Genomic DNA, 20,163 nt, shown 5'->3' on the forward strand with positions numbered 1-20,163 from the left:
CTTATGCTAAATAACCCTGAGTGAATAAATTTCTTAAAGGAAGTACTTTTTTGAGGCTGTAATAAATTCGTTATAATTTTTACACTGACTTATTTTTTCTATAATATCGTCATCCAGAATATTGGTGAGGAAGTCATATATCAGCATACTGTCAATGAACTGGTCCTCACTGATGGCCAACATAAAAACAAGTTTTACCTGTTTACCGCTATCCCACTCAATGCCCTCGGGAAAGATGGCGACAGAGACTGCGGTGCGTACCGCAACAGGCCCTAACGGATGCGGGATGGCGATTTTATCATCCAGCAGCGTTGACGCCCGCGCTTCACGATCTAATACCGACGATAAGAAATGATCGTTAACCCGCCCTTGCGCGGTTAACCTGTCGCAAAGAAACGTAATTAATGATGAACGGGTATAATCTCCCGCATTTAATACAAAAAAATTATCAGCAGAAAAATACGTTAGCATCGCGTTGACAGGCTGTGTTTCAGACACCAAATAATATTTTATATTTTCGAGCTGCACTCTCTCTGGAAACGGGGGCAATAAAATAATACGTTTATTCTTCTCAACGATATTGACCAGGCTGATGACAATATCTTCGTCAACCTCAGGCAGCAGACTATATTGCTCAACGGAGATCTGCCTGACGATATCTAACCCCGGGTACATGCTAAGGATTTTTTGACAGACGACTCGCGTCGAGGCCATCCCCTGATCGCTAACCACCAGCGCCCGCATCCCCTGACCACTCTGATGGCTGATACTGTCTTCCAGAATGGCGCCAATATGCATGACCAGATAACCGATTTCATCGGCACTGACGGTCGCCTTGAAGAACTGATCCAGTTCGCTGAGCGCACTAAGCGTTAATTCATACATTAACGGATAGTGGCGTTTTATTTGTTCCAGTAAGGGATTAACAATGGTAATCGCGTTGTTGACGCGAATGCGCATGGCTCTGATATGGCTTAGCAGCGTCGCCTGGGACAGCGCGTCATAATTGACATGAATAAACCACGATGTACTCACGTAGCTCAGGAAGTGATTCATTATCGTGCGTTCAACAGAGTATTGTTCAGAGACCAGATTGTGGCTGGAGGTTGTGGTACAAAAGGCGACAAGATTCATGGCCATGAAGTCAATTTCACTTTGCGAAAACAGCATCGCCGGGTTAGCGCACAAAGACTGGAGTACGGCTTCAGCCAGCGTTTTCCAGCCAGGTTCCGCATCGCAAAATTCAAAATCCCGTAGCCATTTGCCTCGCGCCATCCTCTCTTGCGCAATCCCTGTGATCAGGCTTAAAAAGCGAAGATTCGCGTCACTTATCGCGACCCTTTTCTCTGCAAGGCAGTGGCTCAATGCGTTTTTACAGTCCGGGTATGCCGTAACCGGGCCGACATAACTGTCCTCGTCAGTGGCCTGAGTCAGGCGCAGTCGGTGGTCGTAGATGCAACGCCGAAAGGCAATTTCGCTACCTTTAAGCGTAAAGATGTCCTCACCCTCCGACACAATACGCAATTGATAGAGAGAGACGTGACGCTTCAGCAACGTAATATCATTTCTTAAGCTGTAGATACTGATAAACCACTCGGCTTCCCGCTCAGCAAGCCTCACGCCCTGCTCATCAAACAGCAGTGCCTCCAGCATGGCAGCGCGACGTTGTGCCCCCGAACGTGTTTCATTCCATGGCCGTTGGCACTGATCCAGTAAAACCTGCAGAGCCTCAGGCTCGCTAATCTGTAATGAGAAGCCGTTTTTTCGCGAATAGATAAGACGGTTACCAGACTGGCTGACGATGTCACCCACTTCTTTGAGGTCAGTACGGATGGTTCTTGTTGACACCTTCATCTCTTTTGCCAGGGCGGCCTGCGTGATATCGCCCTGCGCGAGTGTCATGAAGATGTCCCTGACCCGTTTGCTGGTGAACAGTCTCATGGTTATATCCGTTTAATCAGCACCGTCTGCACGTCGTTAGGCTTGAGCGTCTGCCGTGCCTGCATGGGCGTCATCTCATCGAGCATTACGCAGCGCGCGTCCTGCAGAGGCGGAATCACGACATCGGTTTCCAGATGGGGATTATAAAATCTGACGATGATTCCGCTGTGGTCTTCCGCACATTTCACCGCACTGACCAGGGCATCGCGGTGTGTTGCTGGCAGGCTTAGCGCGCTATAAGTTTCGGGATAATCCCGCACCTCGTCATTCAGACAAAAACGCAGTCGTCCGTTCAGGAAGTCGCTGTCCTGATAAACGGGAAACTCGGTCAGCCAGGTTTTCGACACGCGCGCATGTTGGGCCTCATCGAATGTGCCGAGGTAAGTTCGCCAGCCAAATGAGAAGGTCATAGTTTTCAACAGCTGGGCATCGGGCGTTTCTACGATACTTTCACCTGACGCGCGGCCCGGCCGATAAAGCAGATTTTCTTTACCCATAAAGCCAAATGTGCGGAACAGCGTCAGCGAGAGCGTATTGAAATCATCCCCGACGATTTCGTATTCACGCACACCATTGGTGTGCAGCGTAAAGCCGTGCTGCTCATCGTGGAGATTGACGTAGCTTTGCATCGGTTCAATCGAGATCGGTTTTTCCTGCCAGCGCTCTTCTTCCCAGCACTGCAGCGCCTTGCCAAGTTGCACCGGTCGGGTGACCGCGCCAAACAGCTGATCGGCACAGGAAACCCGGGCCGCAATATCAGTGGCAAAGTGCACACAAAGACGATGACTCAGAACGTTGTTATCCACTTCCACATTAAAGCGAATAAGATCGTCATTCTGCAGAACGACTTTTACCTTGAGGTTCAGGGTTGTCGTGGCAGTGCCTGCCGCCCTTTCGGCTAAATCAGCCGGGACCTTGAGCGCGTAGCGAAGTATCAGGCCCTGACTGACGGTACTCTTTTGTTTCTGAACGGTCGTCATGGCGCCCTCAGACGTAATCATCCAGTCGGCCCGAGGCGGCGAATAATTGTATGAATCCCCATCATCACCGTTTTCCACAAACAGCATTTGCCGCGGATAGCGTTTACCGCTCCGTTTATCGGTAATGGTTAACAGGCCATCGGCTTCCGCCTGAATATGGTAAACGTCATTTTCAGCCGTTGTCTCCTGGCTCAGCGCTGGCCTCGCGGCGTTATCCTCGCTGAAATCAATGTACCAGCGGTCGTAGCCCAGTGCCGGTAATACCGGGCTTTTAACGGTCAGACGCGTACGGCAGACTTTTTCAGGTTTATGCCAGGCTTTACCCGGATCGAGGCGAATCGTCTGATTAAGTACGTATTGCGTCAGATCTTCTTCAGACTCGATAACACAGGGGATTGCTTTGCCGTTGCCGTCACGCAAGGTAAACGGCAGCCCCGGCAGCCAGGCCTCAAAGGTTATGTCTGGAGCAATACTCCACGGCAGTGGATTAAAAGCGGTGAAGGTAAAATCATGCTGGCGCGGAATGCGCTGTGTGATCAGTCGGGTATGTAACTCCAGTAAATTCTGCGCCAGCCCTTTGGCTTCTTTATAGCGGAAGAAGACATCCTGATTGGTATCATCGCTGTTACACCCGCCGATGCTGTCATGGGCGGCGTTGTAAAACATCAGTTTCCATATCGTTGCGACAATATGTTTGGGATAGGCATTGCCCAGGCTCTGACTTATCGCCAGCACAGGCTCAAGCGTATTCACCAGCAGCGATTCAATTTCATTGTTTAACAGTTTCAGGTCGGCACGACAGGAGAAGATCGTTTTGTGCACGCGCGAATGCTTAGCTTCGGTCAGTTCACCCTTTAGCGTTCGAGCCTCTGTACCGGCTTCCTGTTCCAGCATCTTAACGACAGCCAGCGGATTGCTGATGAGGTACTCGCGACTATCATCACGGGCATTAAACTGCTCGACTAATTCTGGCAAATTGCGGCGCACGGGAGCCTGGTCGAAGCCATGAGGAAACAGCAGGTGCTGGCGATGACTGCGCGCTTCTATTGCAGCCATCTTCTCATCAAGAAAGGCTTTCATGGTTTCAGGCGTTTCATCCAGCAAGCCGCCGTAGTGATAACCCCACGGCATCTGCAGGGCAAAAACCCGGTCACCGTTATCACCCTGCCAGAAAAATTCTGTTTCGTGCAGCGTATTGTCGGCGATGCCGCGCCAGAATAAGGCGTGATGGATACCGAACTGGCGATAGAGTTGCGGCATATTGCCGCCCTGGCCAAAACAGTCCGGAACATAGCCTAGCTTCATTACGTTGCCATGGCGTTGAGCCACTTCCATACCGTAAAACAAATTCCTGACAACAGACTCCTGATGAATCACCAACTGATCTGTTTGTGTAAACCACGGCCCCGTCAGCAAACGTTCATCGGCGATCAGTTTCGTGAGTCTGGCTCGATCCTCAGGAGCCCACTGAAGATAGCTTTCGATAAGTGAGCTTTGTGCGTCTAATAAATAGCAGGGAAACTCAGGATGGGTTTCCAGTACCTGAATAAGATTTTTAATATGGTTGTACAGGTAAATCCGCGAGCGTGAAGACGTAAAATACCACTCCTGATCCCAGTGCGTGTGCGTATAGAGATGAACTGTCCGCTTTTTCATAGTATTAACCTTACTAAAAACCGCTTTAGTCGAATTTAATTTCAATATCGTCCGGGGAAGTATTGATGCTCTCGCTGTTCGCATCCGTCTCATTAAAATTCACTAAAACGTTAGCGCCTATTGCGATCACTAATGTGCCCACCAGCGCGCCAAGAAAATAGGCCCACGGATTCCCGACGGTAAAACCACCGTACAAGCCCCCCAACGGCGGCATAATGGGATAGGCTTTAAACAGCGCCACCGTCATTGAACCCATGGCGCCCGCCAGTATGTTTAACGGAATTAATCGCGCGGGATTTTTTAACGTAAACGGTATTGCCCCTTCGGATATTCCCAGAATGCCCATAATCACCGAGCCATTACCGGCTTCTTTTAGGGTTTCACTGAAGTTACTTGGCCGGATAAAGCGGGCAGCGGCATAGCCTAATGGCGGAATAATAATCGCGACATTGACCAAAATAGCCGGTAAATAAACGCCACTCATAAACAACACATTTCCCGTGCCCCATGCCGCTTTATTAACCGGCCCACCAAGGTCAAAACAGATCATGCCGCCCAGTACCGCAGCCAGCACAACGGTATTGGTGCCGTCTTCGGTCATGCGCTGCACCCAGGCCATCAGCGAACTGTTGAGCCAGTGCAGGACATCGCCCAGCAGCAACAGCATCACGACAACCTGCAGCCCAACGGTAATAAACGGCAGGATGATTAGGGGCACGGACGAAGCGGCAGAACCGGTGATGCGGATTTTTCGTGATACCCATTCCGCAGAATAACCCGCCAGTAAGCCGCCCAGTATCGCTCCCAGAAAACCGGATCCGGTAACAGAGGCAATCAGCCCCGCCGCAAAACCTGGCGCCAGCCCTTTTTTCCCGGCTATTGAATAGGCAACGTAAGCACCTAATACGTAATTCATTAATCCAATGATTTTGAAGCCGATATTCTGGGCAAGATACAGCCATTTTTCCAGCCCGCTACTGTGGGCAAAGCTGTCCAGATTGGGTTCACCCAAGATGATGCCGATAATCTTAGCCACGGCGACGACTAACGAGCCGGCAATAATGACGGGCAGCGCAAAAGAGATCCCTGTCATTAAATGGTTTTTGATATTGACCATAGTTTTTTTCATAGTGTCACCAATATCACGGGTTACGGCGCGCCTCGACAGCCGCCACGCATTTTGCAATGACCTCGGCTGCATGTCCGACGCACTGACTAATTTTCACCCTAATGACGGTCTTACCGGCAAAGCGCTCTTCTTCTTCAATCGAGCGATCGGCGGCAATCAGCACAAAGTCCGCTTCAGCAATATGTTGCGGGGTTAATTTATCGATCATCCCCATCGCCCCTTGCTGTTCGATATGCACCTGATGGCCCAGCTTTCTTCCCTCTTTCTCAAGCGATTTGGCTGCCATTGGCGTATGGGCTAAGCCCGCAATACAGGACGTGACGCCTACGATATTCATGCTTCCTCCTTAAACTGGATTCGTTGCACCATAAACTGGAACAGGGCATCCCTGTTTTCGAGCGTAAATAAGGCTCGCCTGAAGTCATCATCAACAATCTGGCTTGCCAGCGCGTTAATGATTTTTAAATGCAGAAGACTGGCGCCAGATTTTGGTACCAAAAGTGCGAAGATTATTTTGATGGGTTCGCCATCCAGACTTTGCCATTCAATTGCGTCATTCAGCCGAATAAAAATCACGCCGGCTTTTATTACGTTGTCCGTTTTGGCATGAGGCATGGCGATTTGACTTTCAAAACCCGTGGAATATTCATGCTCGCGCTGCCAGAGATCCGTTTTAATGTCATCTGCACTCAGCGCCCATCCCTGTGCAACCGCGTGCGAAGCAATAAAATCAAAGACCTCGTCTTTGCTGGTAAATGCTTTATTTAAGAATATGCTTTCGCGATCAATAAGCATGTTTTCCCTCTTGCCGGATTGTTCCGTACCTTGATGAAAATCCTAACGGAAACCTAAGGTATGTAAACACAAGTGGTTTCCGGTAAGGGGCGGAAGATGTCTGCGGCAGAGCGGGCCAGAAATGGGAGGCAGGTCTAAATAATAACTTTCTTTGAGATATGGATCACGTGGAGGAATAAGGAGAGGTTTTAGAGGTGTTTGTAACGCGGGAATGGATTGGGAATGTTTGAAAGGTGATTTTTTGGGTATGTGAGGGAGGATTCAGGAAAGTGGATACTATTTAACAGGGGATTTATTATTTAACTTAGGATTATAGAGGTGGTGGAAAACGGGATGACAAGATTGATTGTTCTGCAAACATGAAGTTCTCAGATCAGTATCGATTATTTCATTCACAACTTCAGAGCAGCATTCAGGAGGCGTAATGTCTTACAATCAATGGTGAACAGGGCTCAAGTTTCGACAAAAAAACTGAAAATTAATTGTAAACAGTCATACGCATCCCTATAATAAAAAAATTGCTTGTGTAAATAATCAGCGTTTGCTCCGATGATGCTAAGTGGGCGGTGAAGAAAAAACAGAAGTTATTAAGGCGAACATAAATATTAAAAAGTCAAAAGGTACTTTGGTGTTAAACAGCATCTATAGTAACGATGAAACATAGCTTAATTTGATTTATTAAAGTCTTAATCAGAGCGTGATGAATCAAACACAAAAAGCTTAAATTCTAAATACCCCTAGGTAATGATATATTATTGCAGCATCAAATCATTTATCTAACCACCAACTCGCAGCCATTTAGAAAATCGGGTCGCATTATTCGTATCTATAAAATAGTAGGTTACGCATTAGTTGAACATCCATGAAAAATGCAACTTAGCCCCCAATCGCACTATTATAATTAATAATTTAATTTTGATGACCTCAAACTTATGCCCTTATGAACTCCTTTATATCACTCTTACTATTAACGCAGATTAAAAATACATTTTATTACATCACTCTCTTCTTCGCAATTGATATCATAATATTCGGAATTAAAATCTAAAAAACCCCTTGAAATATAATCAGAATCGTCAGGCAAAAAAACAACACCTCTAGTATCTTCTCCTGCACCTATGTATACTTTTCCAGATGGTACATTCAACGCGAATGTGTAACAAATTCTCAGAATCACCTGATAAACTTCTATATTATAATTTCTACCTTCACAAATGTTTAAAAAAATTACATTTATTAATTCCACCTTCATCAATACTCCACCAGCCTGCATTATCATCGATTCTGTGTTTCAGAGAGGCTAAATAAAAAATTGATAATGTTGCAGCATCTTTCATAAATGAATATTTTTTAACATAACTTATAGTTTTGTTTGAATATCATTTCACTGATTATAGGATCTAATTTCAATCAACATTACTAACTTTCATAATACATTATCTTTCAAATGTAGATAATCATCTAACCACTCCATGATTAGACGCTCATTATAAAAAATAACAGTAAAATGTAATTAACCATTTAAACACTTCATCACTGGTATAGCACTAGAATTTAAAGCATCATATAGAGTGATGCACAATTTAGTTTTATTTCATGTATAAACGTTTTCAGTTAAAAAATAACAAGTTTTCCTGAAGGCCATTTGCCTTCCCATCCACAGGGAATGTGACCGTCTTCATAAACCTCAAGCAGAAATTCAAAAAACAGAACACCTTTCAGATATTCTTTATAAGCATCTTCCATTAGATAGTTAACTAAATCCCACTTAACATTATCTAAAATAATATTTTCGTCAATGCCATCAACGATTTTTATAAGAGGAATGATTTCTTTATTAATGATATCTTTTGCTTCTCTCACAAGGGAATTCCATTCCTGATACTCTCTATTATGTTTTTTTGCTAAATAACCTGTAATCTCATTACCAGCCTCAATCGTTGCATTTTCCCAATCAATACTTGTTATGTGCTTGACGAAATCTGATTCATTAGTAACCTTTTTTATCTTCTGCAAATTGGTTGCTTTACCCACATTCACGAACCATTTTACTTTTTGTAAACGACTTACAGCCAATCTGGATATCTTCATGGTTTCACCTGATTTATTCTTCCCGGTATTCTTGGCACATTCTGCCCACCAAGCGCTCCGTGTTCAATTCGATTTTGAATACTATATTTTACCGCAGCCTTTACTTGTTCAGGAGACATCCCCGTAGACTCTAAAGAGTGCTTCAGAGCTTGTGTATATTGAAGATTAGTAGGCACCTCTCTGTAAAGTTCTCCTCCCTTCCTGTATCGATTCCAGAAATTTTCAAGAGACTTATGTGCTTCGTAATGGGGTGTTCCTGGCTCAGTAAAAGCGTTTCCTTGTAATTTTATTGCAGCCCCACTATCACGTGGGATCAAATCCCTGTAAGCAGCATCCTGATTTAGGTGATGAGATTGCCCAGGGCGAGGATCATTTTTTAATTTACCATGAGGGCCTAATGCTGGCTCATCTCCAGCACCTTTGCATTTTAACCCCAACGGATCCACCCAGCCCAGCGCATTCGGCGCATACTGGTAAAGGTTAATCCCGCCCGCCAGCCCTATCGGGTCATGCTGGGTAAACCGGCCGCTGTCCGGGTCATAGTAGCGAAACAGATTATAGTGCAGCCCGGTTTCACGATCCAGGTACTGGCCCTGCATACGCAGGTTCTGCTCCACCACCGGAATTCGCTGGTTAGACTCGCGCAGCAGTTTGCCCCATGAGCTGTTCACACCTTCCCAGGTCTTCTGGCCTTCAACGTCGGTCAGCAGCTCTGGCGTACCATTCGCGGCGCAGTGAAACCAGAATATCTCCGGGCTTTCCACGCCATCAATACGCGCCAGAGGCTCATAGCTCTGGCTGTCGCTGTAAACGTAGGTCAGCGGAATGCCGTCGTGGATCTCCTGCAGCAGGCGGTAGCCTTCCCACACAAAGCGCGTTGTGACGGCGTTGCCAGATGGTCTCCCCTGTAACAGTTGATGGCGGGTTTTACTGATGCGTCGCCCCAGCGGATCGTAGCGGAAGCTCACTTTAGTACGTGGCTTATTGCGGTCCCGCGGTTCGCTAATGACATCCGTCAGGCGGTGCTCACCATCGTAACGGTAGCGCGCCAGCGGGTCTGGCCGTCATCCTTTTCGGTGGTGCGGCCATGAATGTCGTACTGCCAGCGGATACCGTTCAGTTCAGTGACGCGGTTATGCATGATGTGGGAAGCGGCATGGCGATCCAGCGGGTTGCCTGCGCCATCCCAGCGCCACTGCTCATTACCCGGCTGCGCGCCTTCCTGAGACAGCAGCCGACCGGCGTTATTGTTCCTAAAAGCGGATAAGTACTTTAATTACTATACAAAAGCCATGCAGCATAGGAAATTGAATGCATTTTAATCCAGATAATATAACTTTTAAAAAAAAACTTACGATCATACCAACATGATTAAGGTAAAGAGCCTAATTAATTTCATTAGAATACATATTTGAACACAAAACTAATTTTTTGTCATAGACAAAAAGCACCCTCACCTTAACAAAAAAACATAAGAATTAAAAGCTTATGTTTTATTTTAATAACACTAATAAGATTCATATACTTTAAATATCATTAATTCGATCATTGTCAGATATCACAACAATAGAAAACGCCACGACCGCTCTTCAAATATAAAGCAATATCATCGAAAACCCCAGCTAATAAAATTAATTTTCTAAACGATAACTAACTCTTCTGAATATGATTTAGCATAATATTTTTTGATTTTCTCACACAGAAAGTCGACTTCATTTATATTTACCTTATCGCCAGAGTCCCATTTTTTTAAGCTTTTCTTACTCAACATTGAGTCTCTAGCAGATATAACACATATCATGGCTCTGTCTTCAACTTGTAAATACAATCGTTCGCCTCTATAGATAATTTTCATTCGGATGAGTCCAAGTTCATCATCTTGGTATGAATAAGCGGAATCATCATTCTTCAATTCCTTTATATATGCCATTTCCTCTTTGTTCATTTATGCCGCCCCTCTACACTTACGGATGTGACCAAATTTAGATGGCGTACCATTTTTCTTAAGGCGGACCACCTCAGTAATTTTATTATTAGCAATCAAAGCTGGTTTTTCTATTCGCCACCAAGTTCGAATGCTACCAAAATCATTCATTTTTTTTGCTCCAGTACCGAATACATGGACCTTGCCCGATGCATTTTCTGCAAACTTGACAGATGCAGCGTCCCAGATCTCCGCCGCTTGTTTACCTGTCATCCCGCTTCCTTTCCCAAAGAGGTTAAGTCCATCTAAGTATTTTCCTCCTGAGGTTTGCTCGAGGGTCGTTTTACCATTTGAAATAGCCCATTGTTGGGCTGTTCTCATATTTGGACCAGACCAAAATACCGCGCCATCTTTTGTAGTCGAGAAATCAAGATCTCCTCGAGCGATTTTACCCATTAGTATGTCATAACTACTCAACCCCAACGGATCCACCCAGCCCAGCGCATTCGGGGCATACTGGTAAAGGTTTATCCCGCCCGCCAGACCTATCGGGTCATGCTGCGTAAACCGGCCGCTGTCCGGATCATAATAACGGAACAAATTATAGTGCAGCCCGGTTTCACGATCCAGGTACTGGCCCTGCATACGCAGATTCTGCTCCACCACCGGAATTCGCTGGTTAGACTCGCGCAGCAGTTTGCCCCATGGGCTGTTCACACCTTCCCAGGTTTTCTGCCCTTCAACGTCGGTCAGCAGTTCCGGCGTGCCGTTAGCGGCGCAGTGGAACCAGAATATCTCCGGGCTTTCCACGCCATCTATACGGGCCAGCGGTTCATAACTCTGGCTGTCGCTGTAGACATAGGTAAGCGGAGTATCGTCGTGGATTTCCTGCAGCAGGCGGTAGCCTTCCCAGACAAAGCGCGTTGTGACGGCCTTGCCAGACGGCCTGCCCTGTAACAGTTGCTGGCGGGTTTTACTGATGCGTCGCCCCAGCGGATCGTAGCGAAAGCTCACCTTAGTACGTGGCTTATTGCGGTCCCGCGGTTCGCTGATGACGTCCGTCAGGCGGTGTTCACCATCGTAACGGTAGCGCCAGCGGGTCTGGCCGTCATCCTTTTCGGTGGTGCGGCCATGAATGTCGTACTGCCAGCGGATACCGTTCAGTTCAGTGACGCGGTTATGCATGATATGGGAAGCGGCATGGCGATCCAGCGGGTTGCCTGCGCCATCCCAGCGCCACTGCTCATTACCCGGCTGCGCGCCTTCCTGAGACAGCAGCCGACCGGCGTTATCGTAGTGCCATAATGTCTGGCTGAACGGGTTATCGTCGCGCTCTTCACGGATTAGGTTGTTGCCGTAATCGAAGTCCCGCCGACGGGACCAGACGCGCGGCGCAGGACGCTGTGCTTCACCTTTGAAAACGTCACGGCGGCGCAGCCTGCCTAAGCGATCGTACTCACTGCGCGTGGTCAGGCCGCCCTGCGTGCGGCTGAGTTCCCGATGCAATGTGTCACGGGTAAACTCAGTGACCGGCAGGTTGTCCAGCGCGATGCTCAGTAAATGGCCGCTGCCGTAGTAAAGCTGCTTCAGGTTGCGACCATCCGGCAGGGTTAAGGCCGTGCAGTTACCCAGCGCGTCGTAATCCCAGGCCAGCGCGCCCTGTTCACCCTGCTCACCTACGATACGGCCCAGCGCATCATAGGTAAACGCAATCTCCTGCTCGGCCTGCTGGCTCCACTCGGTGTCAGACAGCGGCAGATGCTGCGACACTTTACTTAACTGCCCACCACCGCTGTAGTGATAGCGCGTCTGGCCTTCCGGCGTGGTCCGTGCCAGCAGTTGTCCCGCCCGGCTCCAGTGATAGCGATGGGTAATCGCCTGAGGATGCCCGGCGGCAAAGGTGCGAGATAACGTGCGTCCTGCCGCGTCATACTCGTATCGCGTGGCAACGCCATCCAGCCCAACCTGGGCCAGCAACAGGGAATCTGCGCCCCACTCGAACTGATACTGCTCGCCGTTCTCGTTTTGCAGCGCAGTCAACCGACCACGGCTGTCCCAGCTGCGCTGAACCGTCTCGCCCTGGGCATTACGGTTGGCGATTAAGCGCCCGACGTTGTCGTAGCGGAATTCACTACGTTTACCATCCGCTGACTCGTGGGCCAGTGGCAGGCCGTTGTCGCTCCAGCGCAATCGCTCTTCCCAGCCCTCTGCCCGCTCCAGCAGAACAGGACGCCCCGCAGCATCATAGTGATACCGGGTTTCTTCACCATCCGGGGCGGTCACACAACTGAGCCAGCCAAGGGGATGATAGCGGTAGCGCGTCGTCAGCCCTGAACAGTCTGTTTCGCGGATAACCTGGCCGGCATCATTGAATTCACGACGATAGCTGTTGCCTGCCGCGTCAATCTCTTCGACAACCAGCCCAAACTCATCCCGCTTATAAAAGGTACTCTGCCCGAGCGCATCAGCCACGCGCTCAAGGCCATGATGGGGATCGTAATAGTATTTCGTGGTGGCACCGTCAGCCCCGGCAACGACCGTGGGCAGAGAACGGTGTGACAGCCATTGCACCGCCTGTACACCGCCGTCCGCATCTTTCTCTTCTACACGGTTGCCGAGATCGTCATAGGTGAAGCTCACCGCATTACCCAGCGGATCGATACGGCGCGTCAGAAGTTCGTTTTCATCCCACTCATAGCGCCAGGTCTCGCCCCGCTCATCAATAAAGCAGGTGATAAGCCCTGCAGCATTCCAGTGATGTTCGCGCTGCTGACCGTCATAGGTCGATACGCGCGTGATGCCAGCATCAAGATCATAATGCATGTGACAGCCGTCACCGGTATTGGTGCGGTTTTCAACGACGCGCCAGTGATCCAGCTTCTGCCAGCGATATTCACTTTCCAGCCCGCCCGGCAGTTGATGCCAGATCATTAACCCGTCATCGTTGTAACGGAAGCGCCGCGAGACAACGCCTGCGGCATCGGTGACGCTGGCAAGCTGGCCCTGTTCATTGTAAGTCCAGTGCGTTAATGGCCAGTGCTGCACACCATCAAAATGGCTGGCCGAGGTCGGGCGCTGTGCATGCTGTTTGTCGTCGTAATGCAGGGTGACATCAATAGCCAGCGGCGCGTCATGAATGCGCACCAGGCGAGCCTGTTCGTCCCAGCCCATCTCCAGCGCATTGCCGTATTCGTCGCTCAGTGAAGCCAGACGCAGCACTTGCGGATCAGCGGCCGTACGTCTGTACAGACGCCATACCGCACCGTCGTCGTCGGCAATGGCGATATCACCCAGTTCGTTGCGCCTTACCATCAGCCCTTCGCTGATGCTGTAGAGCACCTCTTTTTCACCAGGAACCGCAAAGCTCAGTTCGCGCCCGTTGTCATCAAACCAGGTCGCCTGATTGCCATCCAGCGTTATATAGCTGTCAAACACCGTCGCCCAGCCCAGACCAAATAATCCGCTGCGCTGGGTCAGGCTGTTATAACTTCGCTGGAAACTGAGCGGGAAGCGACCAGGAAGGGAGAAATCGCGCTCGGCATCATCGTTAAGAACTTTGACGCCGGTGGAGGCATGCACAGGAAACAGCGACGAGAAGGCGGCGTTAATCGCCATATCCGCCATCATCCCGCCCACAGCGCTCGCCAGCGCGCAGGGCATATTTTTCAGGATCTGGCTGGGGCGACCACGAATCAGGGAAAGGCCGATCATCATCACGGCCAGACCTGGCACCTTGCCACTTTTAATCTCTCTTACTGTGACGGTTTCACCACCAATGATGACATTGGGGGAAACATCATCACTCACGGTGGCATCACAGGTAGTTTTATCCTTTGCGCGCACCGCAGGCTGGCCATTGATAAAGACGCTTTTCGATCCCTGCGCCAGATATTGCGGTGCGCTGTGCTTTTCACAGGCCACTTTGTCCTGTTCCAGCGGAGAGGTGCCAGCGTCGGCGGAAGCTACCGTGGGTTGCCACATTGCACTGCCAAACTGACCCACCGCAGAGAGCAGCATACCGCCATAGTCTGCGAAACTCTTGGGCGATTGCGGTTCCGGTGGCGGCGTATCTCCGGGCGTAAGCATCCCGGCCGCGCGTGCAGCTAAAAGACCATTCACGTGAACATTCTCTGATCCGCTGGCGATCACACCGGCTGGAGAAGGCGGGAATATCATGTCTCCCAGCCCATCGGCCGCTTTAGTGATGTCATCCGAAATGCCCGCAGCATTCGCTAATACACCGCCAATAATGCCGCTGAGCAGACAGCTGGAACCAATGGCTGCGACGCCTGCCGCAGCCATTCCTGCCCCCAGCAATGGTGCTGCTGCTGTTGCCGCCGCACCGACCGCCGCACCGATCACCGCGTAGGCTGCGCCCTCAGCGACAATACTGGTGATATCAGCGAAAATGCTGGAATGAATGATCTCATCGCCCACGCGGGCCGCACGGTTATCCATAGCTTATGCTTTCCGTGGGTTGTTCAGACTCAGGCTTTGTTTGAAGGCACTCCAACGCTGGCCGTCTTCTTCATTGAAAGCGCGCATCGCGGAGAGGGTAAAAATCATTAAGATGTTGCTATCCGGAACCCGGGTCGCCAACTGTCGCTGCCACACGGCTTGTCCGTTACGATCGAATGCGGTTTCAACTTCTAGCGCACGCAAAGCGTTATCCGCGCCAGCCGTAACCCGAACAAACTCAGTCTGCTGAATGTGACCCATCTGGCTGCGCAACGTGTCCCACTGGCGCTGAAACTCTTTTTCCGCATCGCTGTCTTCAGGAATCACACCACGGCTCACCACTAATGCCAGTCCGCTGGCGTCATCCCGCAAAATATTCATGGTGGTGTCCTGCCAGGCGGCAGGAAACAGCGCAAAAGCGCCTTCATTAAACTGATAATTCATTGGATGTCCGTTTTATTGATTGTTTGTGGCGGGTGGAACCAGGCTACGATAATCGCCATCCGCGTTATCGGCATTTGTGAGTATCTGTGTGTTATCACGGGCAACTTTGATATCAAAAAGCCGGGGAGAAATATCAGGGTCCCCGCCGCAACTGACGTCATGGTTGTCTTCACGAACCGTGATGATGTAGAACGCCTTCTCACTGGTGTCATCCAGGTCGTATCTCAGACATTGATCATCAAGCGCGGTGAGGTGATAAGTATGAATCGCGTTCGTCGCTAAGGCGATAGCCTGATCAGCGCTGACTTCATGTTGCTCTGCACTCATGGTGGTATTCAACATAATGTGGCTGACTTTTTGCTGGTCAATTTCGAACATCAACTGCTTCTCACCCATCTTATAGATAAGCCACTGCTGATTATCACTGTTATCTTCTTTTCCGGGTCCATAGGCTTTCTGAACCTGTTCCACTCTATCGCCGACGATTATGTTACGAGCCGTCGGCACGCTGGCACCGTCCAATAGGATCTCTGCCAGAATTGCATGGCTGGCGTTTCCTACCGCCGTCGCGCTGAATAACTGAAAGCCTTCATAGGTATGTTGGTAATAGTTGTACCGCTGCTCATTGATGACGACTTCTCCGGCCACAACGGAACTCAGGGCTTTGCCTGCGCGTATGAAGCTTTGGTTGTTCCATGCGTCGCCGGGGGTGAAAGCGTAGTCGTTGAGCAGAACGGAAAAATCTCCCTCATTTAAAGCGGGAGTTACGGTTTCTGCAGTGGATTCAGCCCTGGCAAGGCACGATACCAACATAAGGACAGCCACAAACAATAAGCTGCTGAAAAGACGATTTATGAACATTGTGCTTTTATCATGGTAAAGGCACGAGAGTATCAAATGAAACCGGTGTCGGCATTAGGTTACCATCACGATCTTCAACAAGTTGCCACGAAAGATTTGCCCCTTTTAAGGTGACTCTGGCTTTCCTGCGGTCGGGTTCACCTGACGAGGAAGGGAATGAAAGCATAGCAGTGTTACCGCTCACGCGTCCGTGCAATATATGGGGATTATCATCATCAGGACAATCTATCTGCTCAGTACCATTCATATAACAGTAGGTGCCGGTAATATCATCGCCATGCTGTACCAGCGTCACATTAAGCGTACCGTTCTTTTCGCTCTCTCCATACCAACTGCCCGTTAAAGGTGCTGAAGGAGCTAACTCATCTGCACGATTAATTGTCATTTTTAAATAACAGCGATCGCCTGCAATTAATTCAGCATCCTCGTTTGCTGCGTTAGCAATTTGCGCGTTGCAGTTAGTATCACGATATTTAACCCATTGACGCTGCGCCTCCACATAACGCTGCCTGGCATCTTCACGGCGCGTTGCCAAAAAATGTTGGTAGTTTTGGTTCAGCCGTGCATCCTGACGCTTGATTTCGTTGCGGTAGCAATTACTTAATTTCTCATTCGTTGCGCTACTTTTACTTAAGCAGACCAAGAAAATGCGCCCTTCATCATTAAGTGTGACGTGATTTTTTTCATTAGCCTTGCTGGTGCTACTTATTAGAAAAACAGATAAAGAAAAAATTAAAATTAAAGAAAAACGAGGCATTATCAAGACGCACCGTATAAGTTGAGAATTATCAGGACTTGAGGCAGCAAAAAAATCAATCATGATTAAATTTTAAACAGATTACTACACGTTCGCGCCAGTCACATAAAACCTAACGCCTTCATTAATCAATAAAAAACTTAAATCCTTATAAATATAAAAATTCATATTAATCAAAAAGCATCATCACAGCAAACCAAACAAGAAAACAAGGGTGCTAAACTTTAAGCACCCTTGTTTATTAAATTACAGCTAATTACTCTTTTTTTGCTGAGCATCCTGATTGTAGTCTGGAGCAATACCTTTATGCATATCAATTAATCTGTCTTTTTCAACCCAGCCAGTAACTTGGTCACCGTCATCAGAAAGATACATGACACTGTAATAACCATGATATTCAACGTAGGCATATAGGCTATTACCCGGAATGACGAAAACTCCTTTTTCCAAACATTTCTTATCTGGAGCAGAGTAAAACTGTAACCGGCCTTCCCCACCTACTTTGAAAACATTATCAGTATTATCAAAACTTATGCCTTTCTTTGTTGCCGTGCTATCAAGGTCTTGACAAATATCATTAGCTGAAGAAAAAAAGGGCAAAGCAACAAGTAAAGCAATTAAAGTCCTGGTCATAGGAGGCCTCTACCTTTCATTACTGAAATCAAGCTTTTAGCATAGTTGGGATCCGTTGCATAGCCTTTATCCTGTAATCCTTTGGCCCACTCAACAGGATCCGATGACTGAAACAAACTACTATACCTCTGATTTTTAATCAAAAATTGAGAATGCTGTTCAATACTTTCATCTACTGAGTCATAACTCGCGAATTTGTCTAAAACAGGTACTCGTTTGCCATTTATGTTTTCATGAGTCCATGATTCCACATAATTTGGCGAGCCGTGTGCTTTTACCCCAAAAAGATTATTACTGACCTTATTGGTATTAACGTCAGTCGGCACTCTCTTTCCCCAGTCAGATTCCAATATGGCTTGAGCAGTTGTTACCTGTGCAGGGACGCCTGTCTTTTTCTCATCAGCTTGAGCTGCGGCGTACACCTTATCAAAAAAGGCTTGTTTTTCGGGAGGTAACGGCCGCACTTTCTTTTCAGTTTTATTGTTTACTGGTGTGGAAGGGGATTTCGCATGCTCAACCTTCGCTTTAGGTGCTGCCGGGGCCGCCTGCCCCTTTTGCTTTGGGGGGAAAAGATTCACAACGGCCTGATTGATGTTGCCTTTGTGGCCAGCACCAGGTGCACCCGTACCCGGCTGCGCACCGGATGTATTTAAATTGAGTTTTCCGCCTGATGTAGTGATGTGTCCATCACCGTTCACAAACAGATTGAAGCCCTTACCGACAATATTGATATGACCATTAGCATTAAGTTCGATAGCGCTTTCGCCACATTCAAGCCGTAACTTAGTACCTGAGCCCAGTACATAGGTATCAACAACATTGTCGATTTTCCCTTGTCCCGTTAAACGCTCTTCTCCACCTTTCACGCCATGTACACGGTTGGTTTCAACGCGATAGAGTTCGTTACCGCCTGCATAGTGGCTGTGGTTGTTGGCAACGGAATGGCTGGAATCATTTTTAACATGTGTATCCATGTTCTTCTGCGCCTGGATCCACAAATGCTCCTCGCCCGCCTTATCCTCAAAGCGTAATGCGTTCGCGGTATCCGCAGTGCCGTCTTTCGAGCGACTCAGAAAGCCCATTTGTGTGGCGGCAGCCGGTAGTGCCCATGGCGGCATACTGGCTTCGTTATAAACGCGGCCAATGATCAACGGACGATCTGGATCGCCATTGATGAAGTCCACGACAACCTCATCGTTGACGCGCGGGATCTGCACCCCGCCGAAGCCCTGACCCGCCCAGGCACTCGATACGCGCACCCAGCACGAACTCGTGTCGTCACCCTTCGCCAGACGGTCCCAGTGGAACTTCACCTTCACCCGGCCGTATTTGTCCGTCCAGATGCTCTCGCCTTTCGGCCCCACCACCTTCGCCGTCTGCGGGCCGTGCGTCTTCGGCCACGGCGTCTCCGGCTTCGCACGGTACGTCACCGCCGCCGGCAGCACCGTGAAGTCGATGTTGTGCCGCGTGGCGCCCACGTCGCCGCTCGCGTAGCTGTTCTCTTCAAAGTCGTAGTGCGCCGACGTCACCAGGTATTTGCCGTTGTCGCTGAAGTGCGGCGCGTTCAGCAGCGAAAAAGTGTAGCCCGGCGCGATGCCCGTCGCCGTACCGCTCCCACTCACCATGTGGTGCTCCACCTGCCACACCTCCTGGCGGATACGCGCGTAGTATTCGCCGTGACCGTGCTCCACGAAGCGACCCGGCCAGTCGTACACGTCCACCGAGCCCGGGGTCGGCGACACCGGGTTCTGCCGCGCCTGCAGCATCCACGCGTTCGGCTTGCGGAAGTCGTAGTCGTCCGTGCTGTACATCCCCGGCGTCACGCTTTCCGACAGCGCCCACTGGCTCACGCCCTCTTCCGTCACGCTGCCGCCCGACGGCGTGACGTGGTAGGCTATCGTTTCGTAGCCCGGGAACGCCTGGTGCTGGTCCGGCGCGTCACACAGCACCAGCGTGTGCTTGTCCGCCTCGTGACGGAAGAAGTAGTACATCCCCTCCAGCTCCATCAGCCGGCTGATAAAGTCGAAGCTGCTCTCCTGATACTGCACGCAGTATTCCCACACCCGGTAGCTTCCCGCCAGGCGCGTTTCCACGTTCACTCCGTACTCCTTCAGCAGCGTCTGCACAATCTGCGGCACCGTCTGGCTCTGGAAGATGCGCAGGTTGCGGTCGCGCTTCATCGGCCACAGATCCGACTCCACCGTCAGCCCGTAAACGGCGTAGCGCACGCCGCCCAGCTCCTCGCTGCGCACGCCTATCTGAGTAATTTTGCCGTTGATGTAGCGCGGATTCACCGCGCTCAGCAGACCATCCGTCGGCAGCGTGAACGTGACCGGCTTGCCCAGCAACGACTTACGATCAATGCGCGCGTCGGTGGAGAGCAGCTCCGCTTGCAGCACGAACGACTTGGACAGCGCTTCGCTGCCGCTCAGACGTCGGAACAGCAGTCCCTGGGCGGGAAGTTGTACAGTAATACGTGAGAACATAGACATAC

At 49.5% G+C, this 20,163-nt stretch carries 13 protein-coding genes and 2 pseudogenes; all 15 read right to left on the reverse strand.

Annotated elements, in window-relative coordinates; all coding sequences use genetic code 11:
- Positions 1-33: 33 nt before the first annotated feature.
- Positions 34-1,902, reverse strand: a complete 1,869-nt coding sequence (locus ACPXSQ_RS08410; RefSeq protein ID WP_426143398.1) for a BglG family transcription antiterminator — start codon at positions 1,900-1,902, stop codon at positions 34-36.
- Positions 1,903-1,943: 41 nt separating this feature from the next.
- Positions 1,944-4,577, reverse strand: a complete 2,634-nt coding sequence (gene mngB, locus ACPXSQ_RS08415) for a mannosylglycerate hydrolase (RefSeq protein ID WP_426143400.1) — start codon at positions 4,575-4,577, stop codon at positions 1,944-1,946.
- 25 nt (positions 4,578-4,602) lie between these two features.
- Complete coding sequence (locus tag ACPXSQ_RS08420; protein ID WP_426143402.1) at positions 4,603-5,706, reverse strand: PTS fructose transporter subunit IIC; 1,104 nt, start codon at positions 5,704-5,706, stop codon at positions 4,603-4,605.
- A gap of 13 nt (positions 5,707-5,719) precedes the next feature.
- Complete coding sequence (locus ACPXSQ_RS08425) at positions 5,720-6,043, reverse strand: PTS fructose transporter subunit IIB (protein WP_014593971.1); 324 nt, start codon at positions 6,041-6,043, stop codon at positions 5,720-5,722.
- Positions 6,040-6,501 carry a PTS sugar transporter subunit IIA gene (locus ACPXSQ_RS08430; RefSeq protein ID WP_013026224.1) on the reverse strand — a complete coding sequence of 154 codons (462 nt, stop codon included), beginning with the start codon at positions 6,499-6,501 and terminating at the stop codon, positions 6,040-6,042. Before ACPXSQ_RS08430 ends, ACPXSQ_RS08425 begins: the two co-directional genes overlap by 4 nt.
- A 967-nt stretch (positions 6,502-7,468) precedes the next feature.
- A pseudogene (locus ACPXSQ_RS08435) lies at positions 7,469-7,838 on the reverse strand (DUF6386 family protein).
- A gap of 277 nt (positions 7,839-8,115) precedes the next feature.
- Entirely contained in the window at positions 8,116-8,592 is a 477-nt protein-coding gene (locus tag ACPXSQ_RS08440; protein ID WP_176017516.1) for a hypothetical protein, read from the reverse strand.
- Positions 8,589-9,841, reverse strand: a pseudogene (locus tag ACPXSQ_RS08445) (RHS repeat domain-containing protein); the annotation flags it as partial. The pseudogene ACPXSQ_RS08445 and the gene ACPXSQ_RS08440, both read right to left, overlap by 4 nt.
- Before the next feature lie 390 nt (positions 9,842-10,231).
- Positions 10,232-10,537 (reverse strand): hypothetical protein, encoded by a 306-nt coding sequence (locus tag ACPXSQ_RS08450; RefSeq protein ID WP_089517226.1) that lies wholly within the window; start codon positions 10,535-10,537, stop codon positions 10,232-10,234.
- A complete protein-coding gene (locus ACPXSQ_RS08455; protein ID WP_426143405.1) occupies positions 10,538-14,974 on the reverse strand; it encodes an RHS repeat-associated core domain-containing protein in 4,437 nt (1,478 codons plus the stop codon).
- A 3-nt stretch (positions 14,975-14,977) separates the two neighbouring features.
- Complete coding sequence (locus ACPXSQ_RS08460) at positions 14,978-15,418, reverse strand: DcrB-related protein (protein ID WP_014605540.1); 441 nt, start codon at positions 15,416-15,418, stop codon at positions 14,978-14,980.
- Between the two features lie 12 nt (positions 15,419-15,430).
- Complete coding sequence (locus ACPXSQ_RS08465) at positions 15,431-16,279, reverse strand: hypothetical protein (protein WP_426143408.1); 849 nt, start codon at positions 16,277-16,279, stop codon at positions 15,431-15,433.
- A 10-nt stretch (positions 16,280-16,289) separates the two neighbouring features.
- Positions 16,290-17,099, reverse strand: coding sequence for a lysozyme inhibitor LprI family protein (locus ACPXSQ_RS08470; protein ID WP_231858603.1), 810 nt, complete (start codon positions 17,097-17,099; stop codon positions 16,290-16,292).
- Positions 17,100-17,288: 189 nt separating this feature from the next.
- A complete protein-coding gene (locus ACPXSQ_RS08475; RefSeq protein WP_014605537.1) occupies positions 17,289-17,669 on the reverse strand; it encodes a hypothetical protein in 381 nt (126 codons plus the stop codon).
- Complete coding sequence (gene tssI / locus ACPXSQ_RS08480) at positions 17,666-20,155, reverse strand: type VI secretion system tip protein TssI/VgrG (RefSeq protein WP_078828758.1); 2,490 nt, start codon at positions 20,153-20,155, stop codon at positions 17,666-17,668. The genes ACPXSQ_RS08475 and tssI overlap by 4 nt, the downstream gene beginning before the upstream one ends.
- Between the last annotated feature and the right edge of the window lie 8 nt (positions 20,156-20,163).

Source organism: Pantoea sp. EEL5 (assembly GCF_049892805.1).
In the GTDB taxonomy this organism is placed as follows: Bacteria; Pseudomonadota; Gammaproteobacteria; order Enterobacterales; family Enterobacteriaceae; genus Pantoea; species Pantoea ananatis.